14 protein-coding genes are annotated in these 16928 nt (G+C 70.2%); 3 read left to right on the forward strand and 11 right to left on the reverse strand.

Translation table 11 applies throughout. From position 1 onward, the window contains the following. The first annotated feature begins 10 nt into the window (after nt 1-10). Both BSP_RS14515 and BSP_RS14520 read left to right on the forward strand, forming a co-directional pair. Entirely contained in the window at nt 11-3448 is a 3438-nt protein-coding gene (locus BSP_RS14515) for an AAA family ATPase (protein ID WP_152950796.1), read from the forward strand. Next, on the forward strand, nt 3445-3858 hold the full coding sequence (locus BSP_RS14520) for a surface-adhesin E family protein (protein WP_152950797.1): 414 nt from the start codon (nt 3445-3447) through the stop codon (nt 3856-3858). The genes BSP_RS14515 and BSP_RS14520 overlap by 4 nt, the downstream gene beginning before the upstream one ends. Here BSP_RS14520 and BSP_RS14525 read toward each other — a convergent pair. The 11 genes from BSP_RS14525 to BSP_RS16665 all read right to left on the reverse strand — a co-directional run bounded on the left by BSP_RS14525 (nt 3809) and on the right by BSP_RS16665 (nt 16471). After that, a complete protein-coding gene (locus BSP_RS14525) occupies nt 3809-5017 on the reverse strand; it encodes a mechanosensitive ion channel family protein (RefSeq protein ID WP_227975978.1) in 1209 nt (402 codons plus the stop codon). The two genes, BSP_RS14520 and BSP_RS14525, sit on opposite strands and share 50 nt — an antisense overlap. Nucleotides 5018-5056: 39 nt before the next feature. After that, on the reverse strand, nt 5057-6148 hold the full coding sequence (gene murG, locus BSP_RS14530) for an undecaprenyldiphospho-muramoylpentapeptide beta-N-acetylglucosaminyltransferase (RefSeq protein WP_152950798.1): 1092 nt from the start codon (nt 6146-6148) through the stop codon (nt 5057-5059). A 252-nt stretch (nt 6149-6400) separates the two neighbouring features. After that, entirely contained in the window at nt 6401-7579 is a 1179-nt protein-coding gene (locus tag BSP_RS14535) for a putative peptidoglycan glycosyltransferase FtsW (protein WP_152950799.1), read from the reverse strand. Continuing rightward, nucleotides 7576-9066 carry a UDP-N-acetylmuramoyl-L-alanine--D-glutamate ligase gene (gene murD / locus BSP_RS14540; RefSeq protein WP_152950800.1) on the reverse strand — a complete coding sequence of 497 codons (1491 nt, stop codon included), beginning with the start codon at nt 9064-9066 and terminating at the stop codon, nt 7576-7578. Before murD ends, BSP_RS14535 begins: the two co-directional genes overlap by 4 nt. Before the next feature lie 4 nt (nt 9067-9070). Further along, nucleotides 9071-10180 carry a phospho-N-acetylmuramoyl-pentapeptide-transferase gene (mraY, locus tag BSP_RS14545; protein ID WP_152950801.1) on the reverse strand — a complete coding sequence of 370 codons (1110 nt, stop codon included), beginning with the start codon at nt 10178-10180 and terminating at the stop codon, nt 9071-9073. A gap of 9 nt (nt 10181-10189) precedes the next feature. Continuing rightward, nucleotides 10190-11620, reverse strand: a complete 1431-nt coding sequence (murF, locus tag BSP_RS14550) for a UDP-N-acetylmuramoyl-tripeptide--D-alanyl-D-alanine ligase (RefSeq protein WP_152950802.1) — start codon at nt 11618-11620, stop codon at nt 10190-10192. Further along, a complete protein-coding gene (locus BSP_RS14555; RefSeq protein ID WP_152950803.1) occupies nt 11613-13070 on the reverse strand; it encodes a UDP-N-acetylmuramoyl-L-alanyl-D-glutamate--2,6-diaminopimelate ligase in 1458 nt (485 codons plus the stop codon). Before BSP_RS14555 ends, murF begins: the two co-directional genes overlap by 8 nt. Beyond that, entirely contained in the window at nt 13067-14839 is a 1773-nt protein-coding gene (locus tag BSP_RS14560; RefSeq protein ID WP_152950804.1) for a penicillin-binding protein 2, read from the reverse strand. Before BSP_RS14560 ends, BSP_RS14555 begins: the two co-directional genes overlap by 4 nt. Next, nucleotides 14836-15261 (reverse strand): cell division protein, encoded by a 426-nt coding sequence (locus BSP_RS14565; RefSeq protein WP_152950805.1) that lies wholly within the window; start codon nt 15259-15261, stop codon nt 14836-14838. The genes BSP_RS14560 and BSP_RS14565 overlap by 4 nt, the downstream gene beginning before the upstream one ends. Continuing rightward, entirely contained in the window at nt 15258-16226 is a 969-nt protein-coding gene (gene rsmH, locus BSP_RS14570) for a 16S rRNA (cytosine(1402)-N(4))-methyltransferase RsmH (protein ID WP_152950806.1), read from the reverse strand. Before rsmH ends, BSP_RS14565 begins: the two co-directional genes overlap by 4 nt. Continuing rightward, nucleotides 16223-16471, reverse strand: coding sequence for a division/cell wall cluster transcriptional repressor MraZ (locus BSP_RS16665; RefSeq protein WP_353781515.1), 249 nt, complete (start codon nt 16469-16471; stop codon nt 16223-16225). The genes rsmH and BSP_RS16665 overlap by 4 nt, the downstream gene beginning before the upstream one ends. Between BSP_RS16665 and BSP_RS16670 the strand changes: the two genes are divergently transcribed. Next, a complete protein-coding gene (locus BSP_RS16670) occupies nt 16470-16538 on the forward strand; it encodes a hypothetical protein (protein WP_353781517.1) in 69 nt (22 codons plus the stop codon). The genes BSP_RS16665 and BSP_RS16670 overlap by 2 nt on opposite strands. Nucleotides 16539-16928: the final 390 nt, after the last annotated feature.

Here is a 16928-nt window from a genome sequence, read left to right on the forward strand (position 1 = left end):
GCCAGGACCGATGCAGTTCCAGCGCCTCCGGCTCGTCGGCTTCAAGTCGTTCGTCGATCCGGCGGAGGTGCACATCGAATCCGGCCTGACCGGCATCGTCGGACCCAACGGCTGCGGCAAGTCCAACGTCCTTGAGAGCCTGCGCTGGGTCATGGGCGCCAACTCGGCCAAGGCCATGCGCGGTCAGGGGATGGACGACGTCATCTTCGCCGGCGCAGCGGGCCGCCCCCCGCGCAGCCACGCCGAAGTCCAGCTGACCATCGACAATGCGCAACGTCGCGCGCCCCAGCCCTTCACCGACAGCCCGGTGCTGGAGGTGTCGCGCCGTATCGACCGGGGCCAGGGTTCGACCTATCGGATCAACGGCAAGGAGGTGCGCGCCCGCGACGTTCAGCTGCTGTTCGCCGACGCCTCGACCGGCGCCAACTCCCCCGCCCTGGTCCGCCAGGGCCAGATCAGCGAGTTGATCGCCGCCAAGCCCCAGAACCGCCGCCGGATCCTTGAGGAAGCGGGCGGCGTCGCCGGCCTGCACACCCGCCGTCACGAGGCGGAGCTTCGCCTGAAGGCGGCCGAGGCCAATCTGGAGCGGCTGGACGACATCGGCCGCGAGCTGGAGACGGCGCTGAATCGGCTGAAGCGCGAAGCCCGTCAGGCCGAGAAGTACAAGAAGATCTCCGCCGAGATCCGCGCCCTCCAGGCCGCCCTGCTCTACGCCCGCTGGAACGACGCCCAGATCGCCGCCGAGGCCGCAGCCCTGGAGCTGCGCGCCGCCGACCGCGCCGTGGCCGAGACGACGACCGCCGCCGCCGCCGCCCAGACCGCCGCCCTCGCCGCCCAGGAGGCGCTGAAGCCGGCGCGGGAAGAGGACGCCGTCGCCTCCGCCCTGCTGCACCGGGCCAGTCTGGAGCGCGACCGGCTCGACATGGCCGAACAGACCGCCCGCGCCGAGGTGGATCGCCTGAAGGCCGAGGCCGCCCGCATCGCCGCCGATAAGGAGCGCGAGACCAATATGGCCGCCGACGCCAGGCGCGAGCTGGACCGGCTGGATCACGAACTGGCCCGCCTCCAGGCCGAGATCGCCGCCGCCCCCGCTCGCGGCCCCGAACTGGACAAGGCCCTGGCCGCCGCCGAGGAGGCCCGCAAGACCGCCGACGCCGAGGTCGAACGCCTGGCCGCCGCCCTCGCGGCCGTCGAGGCCCGCGCCAATGCCGAGGCCGCCCGCCGCCGCGACGCCGAAGCCCGCCTGTCCCGCGTCGCCGCACAGCTGGAACAGGAGAGGCGCGAACGCGAGACCCTGGGCCCGCTGGAGACGCCGGAACTGGAGGCCGCCCGTCAGGCGCTGGAGACCGCCCAGGCCGAACTGACCGCCGCCCGCGAGGCCGTCGAGGCGGCCGAGGCCAACCGCAGCGACCTGGCCCGCGCCGAGCAGGAGGCCCGCACCGCCGCCCGCGCCGCCGAGGACCGGCTGGGCCGGCTACAGACCGAGGCGCGCGGCCTGGCCCAGCTGCTGGTCGGCGGCAAGCGCGACCATCCGCCGGCGCTCGACAAGGTCCGCGCAAACCGAGGCTATGAGGCCGCCCTGGCCGCCGCCTTGGGCGAAGACCTGGACGCGGCCCTGGACGCCCGCGCCGCCGCCTACTGGGGCGGGGCGGAACCCCGCCCGCCGGTCTGGCCCACAGGCGTCGAACCGCTTTCGGATCATGTCCAGGCTCCCGACCAGTTGGCGGCGCGTCTGGCCCAGTGCGGCGTCGCCTCCCGCGCCCAGGCGGCCGAACTGGCCCGCACCCTGCCGGTCGGCGCCCGTCTGACGACGCCCGAGGGCGACCTGTACCGCTGGGACGGCTTCGTCAGCCGGGCCGAGGCGCCGCGTCCCGCCGCCGTGCGTCTGGCGCAACGGACCCGGCTGGCCGAGCTGGAAACCGAGATCGACAAGGGCAAGCCGGCCCTTGAGCAGGCTCAGGCCCAGCAGAAGGCGGCGGCCGAAGCCTTCCGTGCGGCCGAGGAGGCGGTGAAGACCGCCCGCCTGCAACCCTTCGCCCTCGACAAGGCCGTGACCGCCGCCCGCGACCGCGTCGAAAGCCTGACGCGGGACCAGACCCGCCGCGAAGCCCGCGCCCAGGCGCTGGATGAGGCCCTGGCGCGGCTGGCGGCCGAAGTGGCCGAGGCTGAAGCCGCTTTGGCGGCCGCACAGACGGTCGAGGCCCCGTCGGAAACCCTGGCCGGCCTGCGCGACGATCTGACCGCCGCCCGCGCCGCCGCGGAAGCCGCCCGCGTCGCCGCCCAGACCGCCCGGTCGGACCGTGACGCCGAGGCCCGCGACCGCCAGGGACGCGAGCAACGTCTGGGCGGCCTGACCCGCGCGCGCGACGGCTGGATCGCCCGATCCAAGGACAGCGGCGGCCGGCTGGCCACGCTGGAGAAGGACGCTGAAAAGACGGCCGCCTTGCTGAAACAGGCCGAGGTCGCGCCCCAGGGGTTCGCCGAACAACGCGGCAAGCTGCTGGACACGCTGACCGCCGCCGAACAGCGCAAACAGGCTTCCTCCGACGCCATGGCTGTAGCCGAGAGCGCCGCGGCCGAGGCTGACCGCGCCGCCCGCGCCGCCGAAACCGCCGCCTCCCAAGCGCGCGAAGCCCGCGCCGGTCTGGCCGCCCGAGCCGAGGCTGCGGCCGAGAAACTGACCGAAGCCGAGACGACCTTGCGCGAGACCGCCCAGATGTCGCCCGAAGACCTGGCCCGCAAGCTGACCGACGAGGCCGTGGCCCGGCCGCCGGACGCCGCCGGCGCCGAGAGCCTGCTGTACGGGCTGGAGCGCGAGCGCGAGGCCCTGGGCGCCGTCAACCTGCGCGCCGAGGACGAGGCGACCGAATACGGCGAGCGGCTGAACAGCATGAGGTCGGAGCGGATCGACCTGACCCAGGCCATCGCCAAGCTGCGCGACGGGATCGATGAGTTGAACGCCGAGGGGCGCGAACGGCTGATCGCCGCCTTCGACGTGATCAACGCCAACTTCAAGGCCCTGTTCGAAGCCCTGTTCGACGGCGGCCAGGCCGAGCTGAAACTGGTGGAGAGCGACGATCCGCTGGAGGCGGGGCTGGAGATTTACGCCTGCCCGCCCGGCAAGCGGCTGTCGGTCATGAGCCTGATGTCGGGGGGCGAACAGGCCCTGACGGCGGCGGCCCTGATCTTCGGCGTCTTCCTGGCCAACCCCGCCCCCGTCTGCGTGCTGGACGAGGTGGACGCCCCGCTGGACGATGCGAACGTGGACCGGTTCTGCAAGATGCTGCACGAGATGCGGTCGCGGACCGACACCCGCTTCATCGTCATCACCCACAACCCGGTGACCATGAGCCGGATGGATCGGCTGTACGGCGTCACCATGCCCGAGCGCGGCATGAGCCAGCTGGTCAGCGTGGATCTGAAACAGGCGGAGACGCTGGTCGCATGATCGCCCTGCTGCTCGCATTCGCCGATCCCCAACTGGTCGAGACCGGCGTCGGCCGGTTCGCCGTCTACGCCGATGTCGCCTCAATCGAGCGGCACGGAGACCTGGCCCGGATGCGCGAGCTTCAGGTCACCGAGGCGGGCTTCAAGGTGGGGGACGTGACCTATGTCGGCGGCTGGTCGCGCTGGGTTTTCGATTGCCGGGCGCAGACGGCGGACCGGCTGGATTTCGCCTCCCTGCGCGAAGACGGAACAGAGGGGCCGGCCACGCCCGACCCCGCGCCCGCCTATCAGGCCGCGCCCGGCGGGGATGCGGCGGAGCTGCTGGCCGTGGCGTGCGGGGGCGCTCCGGCGCGGGAGATCCTCACGCTGGATCAGGCGATCGCTCGGGGCCAGGCGGCGTTGAAGGACTGACGCCGCCCCACCCGGCCGCTGCGCGGCCACCCTCCCCGGAGCGGGGAGGGAGATTAGGGGGCCGCTCTTCCCCCTGCGGCCATTCCAGGCGGTCGCGCGGCAGGGCTTCGCGGCATTGGTCGCGCATGAAGGCCATCAGTTTCTCGCGAATCTCGCAGCGCAGGTCGAAGGCGACCGGGGCCGAGCGGGCGCTGGCCAGGCAGCGGACCTGAAGCACCCGTTCGGTGATGTCGGTCACCTGCATGACCTGGACGTCGCCGTCCCAGAGCTTAGAGTTCTTGACGATCCCCTCGAAAGCCTCGCGCAGCTTATCAATCGGGGCCTCGTAATCGACGTAGAAGAAGGCCGTGCCGATCAGGCGGGCGTTCTCGCGCGTCCAGTTCTGGAAGGGCTTGGTGATGAAATAGGACAGGGGCAGGACCATACGCCGCCAGTCCCACAGCTTGACCACCACATAGGTGGCGGTGATCTCCTCCACATTACCCCACTCGTTCTCGACGATGACGGCGTCGTCCAGGCGGATCGGCTGGGTCAGGGCGATCTGGATGCCGGCGACCATGTTCGTCAGGATCGGCTGGAGGGCCAGACCGGCGATGATGCCGACGACGCCGGCCGAGGCCAGCAGGCTGACGCCCCACTGGCGGAAGCCGGAGATGGTCATCAGGGCCAGGCCCACGGTGACGATGAACAGGATCACCTTGGCGACCCGCTGAAGGATGCGGGTCTGGGTCAGGTGTTTGCGGGCGAGCAGATTGTCCTCGACGGCGATATTGTACCGCTTCAGATGCATGACCGACCACATGTCGAGCACCCCCGAGGCCATCCAGCCCAGCGTCAGGATGGAGAGGAACAGCAGCACCGCACGGATGTCGGCCGAGGGTTCGGGATGCATCGGCGACACGGTCACGCCGATGCCGACGCCGATGATGATGATCAGCACCCGCAGCTTGACCCGCGCCCGCTCGACGATCCCGCGCCAGAAGACGTCCTTGTTCCTGACCATGCGGCGCAGGACCGCAAAGACGACCTTGTGCGTCAGCCAGCCGCCGCCGACGAAGACCAGCAGGACGAGGCCGATCACCGCCCATTCGGGAAGCCAGTCGAACTGACGCCACAATGCGCGGACTTGACGGGTCAGGGCGATGATTTCGGGGGGCATGGGCTCCTAAACGCGCGACAAGCGAGACGGTTGTCGGTCTTAGGCGGCCCCCGCCGTCGCCTCGACCAAGTCCGCCAGGCGTTCGGCGGCGTCGGGGATGGCGACCGAGCGAGCGGCGGCGGACATGGCGGCCAGGCGGGCTGAATCGGACAGGACGCGATCCAGGGCTGCGGTCAAGCTCTCGACGGTCAGCGCGTCCTCCAGAATGACCTCCGCCGCCCCGGCTTCGGTCAGGGCCTTGGCGTTCAGGCGCTGGTGGTCGTCGGTGGCGATCTTGAGCGGGATCAGGACCGAAGGCAGGGCCGCGATCGCCAGTTCGGCGCAGGTCGAGGCGCCGGAGCGGCCGACCACCAGATGGGCCTTGTACAGCCGTTCAGCCATGTCGCGGAAGAAGGGGGCGACCTCGGCCTCGATCCCGGCCTCCAGGTAGATTTGGCGGGCGGTTTCCAGGGTCTCTGGCCGCGACTGCTGCTGAACCTTCAGCCGCCGCCGCAGCGCCTCGGGCAGGGCCGCAAGCGCCCGGGGGGTGGTCTCCGACAGGATGCGGGCGCCCTGGCTGCCGCCCGTCACCAGAACCTGGATGGGGCCGCCTTCGGCGGGGGCGACATAGGGGCGATCGAACAGGGCGCGGATGTCGGCGCGCACGGGCGAGCCGACGACGTGGGACCGTCCCTGAACCTGGGCCGGCGCCCGTTCCAGGGTCGGGAAGGACGAGGCCACCTGTCCCACATAGGGGGCCAGTATGCGGTTGGTTCGGCCCAGGACGGCGTTCTGCTCATGGATGACGGTCGGCCGCTGCGACGTCACCGCCGCGACCAGGGCCGGGGCCGAAGGATAGCCGCCGAAGCCCACCACGACGTCGGCGCCCAGCCGGTCGAAGGCGGCCCGCGCCTGCATGACGCCCTTGAAGATTTGCACCCCGGCCTTGATCAGGCCCAGGGGGCCGGCGCCGGTCGCGGCGTCCAGGGCCAGCCGTTCCTCGGCCGGAAAGGCGTGGGCGTACTGCTCGCCCCGATGATCGGTCGCCAGGACCACGCGCCAGCCGCGCCCGGCCAGCTCCCGCGCCAGCGCCTCGGCGGGGAACATGTGGCCGCCGGTGCCGCCGGCGGCGACGACGCAGAGTTTGGACATGGGGCCTCCGGAAAAAACAGTGTCTGAATAGTCCGATTTGTCCGGTCTGAGGACGGCGGGCGGAAAAAAGAGTGTCCGATGTGTCCGATGTGTCCGATGTGTCCGGACTGTCCGGTTGGGCCGTTCGAGCCCTTCGTCCCATAGAATGCCACGGTTTTCCGGCGCGATGAGGAGAAGGCGGTCGGTCGAGGTCAGCGCCTTGATAAGACGGCGGTTTACGACCCAGGTTGTGGGCCTTCACGCGCCGCCGCCCTAAAGCAGCCGCCGCCCCGGCCGCGACAGGCTGGCGCCCGGCTCATAGGCGCCCGGCCGACGCCGGGTCAGGGCCAGGGCGAAGCCCATGGTCAGGCCCATGGCGATCATGGAGGAGCCGCCGTAGCTGACGAAGGGCAGGGTCATGCCCTTGGTTGGGATCAGGTTCAGGTTCACCGCCACATTGATGCAGGCCTGAAGCCCGATCAGCATGAAGAGGCCCGCCGAGGCCGTCTGTTCGAACGGATCGGTCAGCTTCATGGCCCGGCGCATGCCCCGGACGACGATGAAGGCGTAAAGGCCGATGATGATCAGGCTGAGGATCAGGCCGAACTCTTCGGCGCCGACGGAATAGATGAAGTCGGTGTGCAGGTCCGGCACCCGGCGCTTCATCACCCCCTCGCCCACCCCGCGGCCCAGGAGGCCGCCCGCGCGGATGGCCTCGGCGGCGGCGTCGATCTGGTGGGTGTCGGTGGTCTCGGGCGAGAAGAAGCGGCTGAGGCGGTCGCGCATGTGGCCGAAGACGAAATACAGGGAGACTAGGCCCGCCATGCCGGCGCTGGCCAGGACCGCCATCCATTTGAACGGCACCCCGGCCATGAAGAAGACGGCCATGAAGGTGGTGGTGATCAGCAGGGTCTGGCCGATGTCCGGCTGGATCAGCAGCAGGCAGACCGTCAGGGCGTAGAAGCCGAACGCAATGGTGACGCCCGGCACCCCCTGGCCCTTCTGCGCCTCGGCGAACATCCAGGCGGCGAAGACGATCAGGCCGGGTTTGGCGAACTCGCTGGGCTGCAGGCTGAAGGGGCCGAAATTCACCCAGCGCGCCGCCCCCTTCACCGTGTCGCCGATGAAGGGCAGGGCCATCATCACGACGATGGCCCCCAGCAAAGCCAGGACGGCGATCCGCCGCACCCCGCGCGGCGACATCAGCGAGGTGGTCAGCATCAGGGTCAGGCTGACCCCGGAAAAGACGATCATCCGCCAGGAATAGTGGAAGGGATCGGTGATGGATTCATCGGCCAGGATGGCGGCCGGGCTGGAGGCGAAGCTGAGGGCCACGCCCAGGCCCATCAGGGCAAGCGCCGCGCCCAAGAGGCCGCGGTCCACGGTCCAGAACCACTGGGCGATCGGGCTCTGGTCGTTTCGGGAAAAGGCGGGGGTGTAGGAGGCGCTCATCGGGCTGTCTCCGGGGTTGCGCCGAGGGCCAGGACGGCGGCGCGGAAGGCCTCGCCCCGCGCCTCGAAGTCGGGGAACTGGTCGAAACTGGCGCAGGCGGGCGACAAGAGCACGATCTGGTCGCCCGCCGCAGCCTGGGCGTCTGCGGCGGCGGCGGCCACGGCGGCGTCCATGGTCTTCGAGATGACATGGGGCGTGTCGCCCAGGGTGTCGGCGAAGGCCTGGGCCGCCTCGCCGATCAGATAGGCCTTGGCCACGCGCGGGAAGAGGTCGGTCAGGTCGTCGATGCCGCCGTCCTTGGGCTTGCCGCCCGCGATCCAGAAGACCTTGGGATAGCTCGACAGGGCCTGACGCGCAGCGTCGGCGTTAGTGGCCTTGGAATCGTTGATGAAGCGGACCGGGCCGATATGGCCGACGGCCTCCATCCGGTGGGCCAGGCCGGGGAAGGTCAGCAGGCCTTTGACGGCGGCCTCATGCGACACGCCCAGGGCGCGGGCGGCGGCATAGGCGAAGGCGGCGTTCTGGGCGTTGTGACGGCCGGGCAGCGAGCGGGCGGCGGAGAGGTCGGCGAGGATCGCGCCGTCCGACTCTATCGAGGTTGATCGCACCTCTATTCCGCTCATCCCGGCGAAAGCCGGGACCCAGTCCTGTGGGCGCTCCGACGGGTGCGATGCGGCAGCACGCTGATCCCCGGCATCGTGTCCTGACGAAAGCACTGGGTCCCGGCTTTCGCCGGGATGAGCGGAAGAAATGGTTAGAACACGCGAGGCCAGGTCGCGGACGATCCCCTGCCCCCATTCCTCGTCGACCCCCACCAACGCCACCGCCTCCGGTCCCTGCGCTTGGAATATCCGCCGCTTGGCCGCGACATAGCCCTCCATCCCGCCGTGGCGGTCCAGATGGTCGGGCGAGACATTGGTCAGGATCGCCACGTCCGGCGCGAAGCGCGTGGTCAGGTCCAACTGATAGCTGGAGACCTCGATCACATAGACGGCGCCCGGCGTCGACTCCGGCAGGGCCAGGACGCCGATGCCGATATTGCCGCCGACATAGACGGTCAGGCCCGCCTGCTGCAGCACCCAGCCGATCAGGGCGGTGGTGGTGGACTTGCCGTTGGTGCCGGTGATGGCGACGACTTTCGGCCGCCGCCCCTGAGGCAAGGCCTCCAGCGCGCGGGCGAATAGTTCGACGTCGCCGATCACGGGCACGCCCGCGTCTCGTGCGCGGTCCACCGTCCAGTGCGGCTTGGGATGGGTCAGGGGGGCGCCGGGCGACAGGACCAGGGCGGCGAAGCCGGACCAGTCGGCGGTCGTCAGATCCTCGACCACGAAGCCCTCGGCCTGGGCCTGAAGCCGGCCCGAGACGCCGTCGTCCCACAGGACGGGGATCGCGCCCCCGGCCTTCAGGGCGCGCGCCGCCGTGATCCCCGACCGTCCCAGGCCGAAGACCGCGACCCGCCTGCCCTCATAGCCGGGAACCGGGATCATGGCGTCAACGCAGTTTCAGCGTGGACAGGCCGAGCAGGGCCAGGGCCCCGGCGATGATCCAGAAACGGATGACCACGGTGGATTCCGGCCAGCCCATCTTTTCGAAATGGTGGTGGATCGGGGCCATCAGGAAGATGCGCTTCTTGGTCAGCTTGTAATAGCCGACCTGGATCATGACCGAGGCGGCCTCCATCACGAACAGGCCGCCGACGATGCCCAGCACCAGTTCGTGCTTGGTGGTGACGGCGATGGCGCCCAGCGCCCCGCCCAGGGCCAGGGAGCCGGTGTCGCCCATGAAGATCTTGGCCGGGGGGGCGTTGTACCAGAGGAAGCCCGCGCCCCCGCCGATCATGGCGGCGCAGAAGATGGCCAGTTCGCCGGCGCCCGGGACGTGGTGGATCTGCAGATACTGGGAGAAGACGAAGTTGCCGGCCAGATAGGAGATCAGGCCAAAGGCGCCGGCCGCCATCATCACCGGCACGGTCGCCAGCCCGTCCAGACCGTCGGTCAGGTTCACCGCATTGGAGAAGCCGACGATGGTGAAGGCGGCGAAGGCCACATAGAACCAGCCGATATTGAGCAGGACCGCCTTGAAGAAGGGGAAGGCGATCGAGGTCTCAAGTCCCGGCGAGGTCGGCGAGGCGGTCATCCAAAGCACGGTCAGGACGCCGGCGATCACGGCCACCGCCGTCTGGGCGACCAGCTTCTGTTTCGAAGTCAGGCCCGCCGAGGTCTGTTTGGTCACCTTGGCGTAGTCGTCGATGAAGCCCAACACGCCAAAGGCCGCCGTCACGAAGCTGACGATCCAGATATAGGGATTGGTCAGGTCGCCCCACAGGAAGACGGCCACGCCGATGCCCGCCAGGATCATCAGCCCGCCCATGGTGGGGGTGCCGACCTTGGACAGGTGGGAGACCGGACCGTCGTCGCGGATCGGCTGGCCCCGGCCCTGTTTGGCGCGGATCCAGTTGATGAAGCGGCTGCCCATGGCCACGGCGACGATGGCCGCCGTCGCCAGGGCCAGGGCCGTGCGGACGGTCTGATACTGGATCAGGTTCAGCAGCGGATACTGGTGCGCGACGTCGGCGTAATAGAGGTACAGAAGATAGAACATGCGGGGTCTCTATCGGGGCGCCGGGGGCGTGTCAGGGCTTGAAGGGGCGGTTTGAAGATCGGCCAGGGCCTTGGCGACCAGGGACGCCCTGGACCCGTTCGATCCCTTGACCATGACGATATCGCCGGGGCCCGCCAGCACGGACGCCTCGGCGGCGAGTTCGGCGGCGGTTTCGCGCCACAGGCCACGGCGCGAGGTCGGCAGGGCCTCGTAGAGCCAGCGCATCTGAGGCCCGGCGGCGTGGACCAGATCCAGGCCCGCCGCCTCGATCGGCTGGGCCAGGCCCTCGTGCAGGGCGCGGCTCTGGTCGCCCAGCTCCAGCATGTCGGTCAGGACCACGATGCGGCGGCCGGCGGCGGGGCGGGCGCCCAGGCTCTTGAAGCCCGCCGTCATCGACAGGGGATTGGCGTTGTAGCTCTCGTCGATCAGGGTGAAGGCGCCGCCGGGGACGGCGACGGCGCGGGTCTGGCCGCGTCCCGCCAGGGGCTGGAAGCCGGCCAGGGCCTGGAGCCCCGTCTCCAGTTCGACGTCCAGGGCGTTCAGCATCAGAAGGACGCACAGGCTGTTCAGCCCCCAATGGGCGCCGGACTGGGCCAGACGATACTCCAGCGGCTTGCCGAACAGGTCTGCCAAGACCGTCGCCCCCTCGGCGTCCGGGCGGAAGTCCTTGAGGCGGGCGTCATGGCCCGGATCGGTCCCGAAGGTCACGAGCCGCGCCCCGGCCGCCCGGGCCGCGTCACACAGCAGGCCGGAAAAGGCGACGTCGCCGTTGGCCACCGCCGTCCCGCCGGGGATCAGACCCTGGAAGATGGAGGCCTTTTCGCGCGCCACCCCCGCCTCTCCATCCGAGAAGGCCTCGATATGGACCGGACCGACCGTGGTGACGCAGGCCGCGTGGGGGGCGACGAAGCGCGACAGGGGCGCGATCTCGCCGGGGGCGTTCATGCCAATCTCGAAGACGGCGCGCCGGGTCTCGACCGGCATCCGCGCCAGGGTCAGGGGCACGCCGATATGGTTGTTGTAGCTCTTGATCGAGCCGTGGGCGGGGCCGGCCAGATCAAGCCCCGCCTTGATCGCCTGGGTCACGCTGGTCTTGCCGACGCTGCCGGTGACGGCGCCGCGCTTGACCTGGGGCGCACGCTCGCGGGCGGCGACGCCCAGGGCCTCCAGCCCGTGCAGGGTGTCGGGGACCACGACATAGGGTCCGCCCTCGACCGGTCGGTCGACCAGGGCGGCCGCCGCGCCGGCGGCGAAGGCGGAGGCTGCGAACTCATGCCCGTCGCGCGCGCCCTTCAGGGCCAGGAAAAGGTCGCCGGGGACGATCTCGCGGCTGTTGTAGGTCAGGCCCGTGACGGGGCGGTCGTCGCCGTGCAGCACGCCGCCCGTGGCGGCGGCGATCTCGGCGGCCGTCCAGAGCGGGCGGGCGGGTGTATCAGGCATACAAAGACAGGGCCTCGGACGCGACGGTGGCGTCGTCGAAGGGATGAGTCGTCCCGCCGACGATCTGGCCCTGTTCATGCCCTTTTCCGGCGATCACCACCACATCCCCGTCGCGCATCATTTCGATGGCGGCTTCAATGGCCGCGCGGCGGTCGCCGATCTCCAGCGCATCGGGGCAGCCGGTGCGGACCTGGGCGCGGATGGAGGCGGGGTCTTCCGAGCGGGGATTGTCGTCGGTGACGATGGCGACGTCGGCCAGACGCGCCGCGATCTCGCCCATCAGGGGCCGTTTGCCGCGATCCCGGTCGCCGCCGGCGCCGAAGACCACGATCAGACGGCCGGTCGCATGGGGGCGCAGGGCGGTCAGCACCGTCTCCAGCCCGTCCGGCGTATGGGCGTAGTCGACATAGACCTCGCCGCGTCCCGTCTCGGCGCCGATCCGTTGCAGCCGGCCTTGCGCGCCGGTCAGGCCTTCCAGGGCGCCGATGACGGCGTCGGGGCGGTCGCCGGCGGCGATGCACAGGCCCGCCGCCACCAGGGCGTTCGAGGCCTGGAAGGCGCCGGCCAGGGGCAACAGGATGTCACGCACCTCGCCCTGCACGTCCAGGGTCAGGCGCTGGCCCTCCGGCGTCGCCTGGCGGCCGATCAGGGTCAGGTCGCGCCCGCGTTCGCCCACACCCATGACCCCCAGGCCCGCCATGATGGAGGCGGCGGCGAAGGCGGAATAGGCGTCGGAATCGGCGTTCAGCACCGCCGTGCGGCCGCGCGGCAGCAGGGCCTCGAACAGGCGCAGCTTGGCGGCGCGATAGGCGTCCATCGTGCCGTGATAGTCGAGATGGTCCTGGGTCAGGTTGGTGAAGGCCGCCGCCTTCAGCGCCACCCCGTCCAGACGCCGCTGGTCGATGCCGTGAGACGAGGCCTCGACCGCCACATGGGTCACGTTCTTGGCGGCCAGTTCGGCCATCAGGCGGGCGGCCTCGGCGGCGTCGGGACTGGTCAGGCCGGGCCCGGTCAGGGCGTAGGTCTTGTCGCCCTTCTGACCGACGACGCCCAGGGTGCCCATGCTGGCCGACTTGTGGCCCAGGCCCGCCCAGATTTGGCGGCAGAAGGCGGCGACCGAGGTCTTGCCGTTGGTGCCCGTCACCGCCACGCAGGTCTTGGGCTGGGCGCCGTAGAAGCCGCGCGCGGCGATGGCGTAGGTCCGGCGCACGTCGCCCGAGGTGACCAGGACCGGCGCGACGCCGTCGGGCGTATCGGCCGGCGCCAAGACGGCGGCGGCGCCCTGGGCCAGGGCCTGGGGGATGAAGGCGCGGCCGTCGGCCGTCGTGCCCGGCAGGGCGACGAACAGGGCGCCGGGCGCGACCTTGCGGCTGTCGGCGGTCACGCCGGTGATGATCGGATCGGACGCCAGGTCACGGCGCAGCAGGTCGGACAGGTGCAGCGCGCTCACAGCCCGTCTCCCTCAACGTCCTGATATTGCGGGATCTTCTCGCCCGAGGCCGTGCGCCAGCGGTCGGCGCGGCGTTCGATGCCCAGGAAGCCGGCGATCCGGTCGGCGATGTTGCGCACGGCGGGCGCGGCCACATAGGCGCCGGTCTTGGGATAGGTTCCCGGCTCGTCCATCAGGACGAAGACGGCGTAGCGTTTGGCGGTCAGAGGCCCGTCCACGGGGAAGACGGCGGCGAAGGAGCCCAGGGCGTGGCTGGGGTCATAGCGGCCGTTGACCAGCTTGTTGGCCGAGCCCGTCTTGCCCCCGACCCGCAGGCCCGGCGCGTCGGCGAAGCCTCCCGAGCCCTTGACCACATTGGCGCGCATCAGCTCCAGGATGGCGCGCGAGGTGTCCTCGGTGACGATCTGCTGCGGCTTGGCGCCGCGCGCGCCGCCGCGACGCAGGGACAGGGGCACCATCCGCCCGCCGTTGGTCAGGGCGCCCATGGCCTGAACCATTTGGGCCGGGGTGATCATGATGCCGTAGCCGAAGGAGAGCGAGGCCAGGGTCGAGTTGTCCCAGCGGCGCGGCAGGACCGGTCGGGCCGATTCCTTCAGCTCGATGGTGGAGGCGTCCAGCAGCCCCAGGCGCCGGAAATAGTCGCGCATCGTGTCCGGCCCCATCTGCACCGCCAGCTGGGACGTGCCGATGTTGGACGAGTGCAGATAGACCTCTTCCAGCGTCATCACCCGGTTCTGGGCATGGAAGTCCTTGATCTTGCGGTCGCCGATCTGGAAGGCCTCGGAGGCGTCGAACAGGGTGCCCATGTCGGCCCGGCCGGTGTCGAGACCGGCGGCGACGGTGAAGGTCTTGAAGACCGAGCCCATTTCATAGTGGCCCGACACCGCCCGGTTCAGGGTCGCGCCGTCGGGCGCCGCGCCGCGGTTCGACTGGCTGAAGTTGGGCCAGCTGGCCATGGCCAGGACCTCGCCGGTCTGGACGTCGGTGACGATGGCGACGGCGCCCTTGGCCTGGTTCTTGATCGCTGCGGCGGCCAGTTCGTTCTCGACCACCCCCTGCACCCGCAGGTCGATCGACAGGGGGAAGCTTTCGCCGCGCTGGCCTGCCGCCCGGATCTCGTCGTTGAAGGCCAGTTCGGCGCCGGAGATCCCCTGCCCGCCCGTATCGGCGTCGCCGATCAGGTGAACGGCCGAGGTTCCCAGCGGATAGGCGCGGCGATCTTCGGGCTCGAAGGTGACGCCGCCCAGGGCCAGATCGTGGACGGCGGCCTTCTCCTGGGGCGTCAGACCGGTCAGCACGATCAGGCGGCGGTCGCCGTCCAGCACCCGCCGAAGCCGCTCGGCCGGAATGCGCGGCAGGGCGCGGCGCAGCTGGCGATAGGCCAGGCCGCGGTCCCAGATCTCCGCCGGGTCGATATAGAGGCCATAGTGGACGATGTTGATCGCCAGCAGCTCGCCGTTGCGGTCCGTCAGGTCGCCGCGCACCAGGGCGTCGGGGCTGGCGCCGGACCCGCGAGCGCCGGCCGGGGCCAACAGGGCCCGGTAGGAGGCCCCCAGCGCCAGACCGGCGAAGACGCAGGAGAAGACGATCAGGATCAGGAAGATGCGGACGCGGGTGTCCTCTTCCGGGCGGGCGTCGGCGCGGGCGCGTTCGAAGCCGTGCTCCAGCCGCCAGACCAGTTCCGACAGCCAGCGCCAGAAGGGCGACAACCGGCCTTGCAGATCCACGCCCGGCGCCGGCCGGTGATAGCGATGATCCTGAACCGTCATTGCGCCGCCTCATCGGATGGGGCGTCGGCGGACGGGGCGGCGGCCTGAGGCTGAGCCGGGGACGCGGGCGCGGCGGCCGACTTCAGGTGCGGCAACTGGGCTTCATAGGCCTGGCGACGAACGTCGACCGGAGCCATGCCGATCTGGCGCGACAGATTTTCCAGCCGGGCGGGCTGTTCCAGGCGGGCCACTTCGGCGCGCAGCAGGCGGACCCGCTGGCGGTTTTCGCGGATATCCTGTTCCAGCTGGGCGATGCGGCTGCTTTCGCGCGCGGCGGCGGCCTTGGCCGCATAGACCGAGACGATCATCACCGCGACCAGGGCCACGCCGATGATCTCGATCCAGCGGACGCCGCGGATCTTCCAGTCGAACAGCCGCTGCAGGGCGTTGCGGGAGTAGCCGAAGAAGGGCGCCGTGGTCATGCCGCCATCCTCGTCTTTTCGGGCGCCCAGGCCGGGGCCTCGGTGCGGATCGCCGCCCGCAGCTTGGCCGAACGGGCGCGCGGATTGGCGGCGCGCTCGGCCTCGCCCGCTTCGCGCGCGCCCTTGAATTGAAGGGTGAAGCTGGGCTTGCGCGGGTCGACGGCCATGGGGGCGTGACGCGATCCGGCCGGCGTATTGCCCGTCCGCTCGGTCAGGAAGGCCTTCACGATCCGGTCTTCCAGAGAATGGAAGGTGACGACGGCCAGACGGCCGCCGGGGGCCAGGCTCGCTTCGGCCGCCTCCAGCCCACGCTCCAGCTCGCCCAGTTCGTCGTTCACGGCGATGCGCAGGGCCTGGAAGACCCGCGTCGCCGGATGGATGGGCGCGCCGCGACGGCCGCCCAAAGCCTTTTCGACCACCTCGGCCAGGTCCAGGGTGCGGGTGAAGGGCTGCTCGGCCCGGCGACGCAGGATGGCGGTGGCGACCCGCCCCGACTGACGCTCTTCGCCGTACAGTTTAAAGATGTGGGCCAGGGGGCCGTGGTCCCAGCCGTTGACGATGTCGGCGGCGGTCTCGCCCTCATCGGACATCCGCATGTCCAGCGGCCCGTCGCGCATGAAGGAGAAGCCGCGCTCGGCCTGATCCAGCTGCATCGACGAGACGCCGATATCGAAGACGGCGCCGTCCAGCCGGGCCTTGCCGCTGTCGGCAAAGGCTTGGGCCAGGCCCGAGAAGGGAGTGCGGACCAGTTGAAACCGGTCGGGGAAGTCGGCGGCCACGGCGTCGGCGTGGGGCTGAACCGTCGGATCGCGATCCAGGGCGATCACCGCGGCGCCGGTCGCCAGAATGGCGCGCGTATAGCCGCCGGCGCCGAAGGTGGCGTCGATCACGACCTCGCCGGGCGCGGGCTTAAGGGCCTCGATCACCTCGGCGAGCAGGACGGGGGCGTGGGGCGCTTCAGTCACGAACCGCCTCCCGCCAGCTTCATCTGGGCCGCCAGTTTCAGGGCGCCGATCTGGGCCATGCCGGCCTTGGCCAGGGCGCGCTGTTCGGCGCGACGGGCCGCCCACTTCTCGCGCGACCAGATCTGGAACCGGTCGTTCAAGCCGACGATGACGACCGTGTCCTCCAGACCCGCCTCGGCGCACAGGGATTCGGGCAGGGTGATGCGGCCGCCCGCGTCATAGGCCAGGCGGACCTGTTCGCCCATCACCTGCCATTCCAGGGCCGAACGTTCCTCGGAGCCGAACGGCAGGGATTCGATCATCTCGGCATAGACAGCGAACAGACGGTCGCCGCCCGCTTCCAGACAGTCGGCCTCGATGGAGGGAAAGATGAAGACGCCGCCGGCCGCGCCGTTTTCGGCCGTGCGGAAATCATTGGGGATCAGGAGACGGCGTTTGCCGTCCAGCTGCTTCTCGTAGGTCGAGAGAAACACGCCCTGCCCAATCGAACCCTTCGGCCCGTCCCTTAGATGCCTGACGAACGCCCGCCGCGCCCGCCTCTCAGCCCCATCTCATGAGAGTGGGATAGCATGGGATGAAATGGGTCTCAATGGGATCAGCAGTGTTACTTAACCATGTTTTCACGCGATTGGACTTGAAGTCGCTCCGACGGAGAGAACATAAGCGGAACTTGCAAAGTATTCACAGGCTGTGGATCAGTCT

The organism is Brevundimonas sp. Bb-A (genome assembly GCF_009394735.1).
GTDB lineage: Bacteria > Pseudomonadota > Alphaproteobacteria > Caulobacterales > Caulobacteraceae > Brevundimonas > Brevundimonas aurantiaca.

What these genes read in the sequence shown, in the direction of transcription:
- BSP_RS14520 (WP_152950797.1), top strand. Translation starts at nt 3,445, where the DNA reads ATGATCGCCCTGCTGCTCGCATTCGCCGATCCCCAACTGGTCGAGACC.
- mraY (WP_152950801.1), bottom strand. Translation starts at nt 10,180, where the DNA reads ATGTTCTATCTTCTGTACCTCTATTACGCCGACGTCGCGCACCAGTAT.
- murF (WP_152950802.1), bottom strand. Translation starts at nt 11,620, where the DNA reads ATGCCTGATACACCCGCCCGCCCGCTCTGGACGGCCGCCGAGATCGCC.
- BSP_RS16665 (WP_353781515.1), bottom strand. Translation starts at nt 16,471, where the DNA reads ATGGGCGAACAGGTCCGCCTGGCCTATGACGCGGGCGGCCGCATCACC.
- murD (WP_152950800.1), bottom strand. Translation starts at nt 9,066, where the DNA reads ATGATCCCGGTTCCCGGCTATGAGGGCAGGCGGGTCGCGGTCTTCGGC.
- murG (WP_152950798.1), bottom strand. Translation starts at nt 6,148, where the DNA reads ATGTCCAAACTCTGCGTCGTCGCCGCCGGCGGCACCGGCGGCCACATG.
- BSP_RS14560 (WP_152950804.1), bottom strand. Translation starts at nt 14,839, where the DNA reads ATGACGGTTCAGGATCATCGCTATCACCGGCCGGCGCCGGGCGTGGAT.
- BSP_RS14535 (WP_152950799.1), bottom strand. Translation starts at nt 7,579, where the DNA reads ATGAGCGCCTCCTACACCCCCGCCTTTTCCCGAAACGACCAGAGCCCG.
- BSP_RS14525 (WP_227975978.1), bottom strand. Translation starts at nt 5,017, where the DNA reads ATGCCCCCCGAAATCATCGCCCTGACCCGTCAAGTCCGCGCATTGTGG.
- BSP_RS14515 (WP_152950796.1), top strand. Translation starts at nt 11, where the DNA reads ATGCAGTTCCAGCGCCTCCGGCTCGTCGGCTTCAAGTCGTTCGTCGAT.
- BSP_RS14565 (WP_152950805.1), bottom strand. Translation starts at nt 15,261, where the DNA reads ATGACCACGGCGCCCTTCTTCGGCTACTCCCGCAACGCCCTGCAGCGG.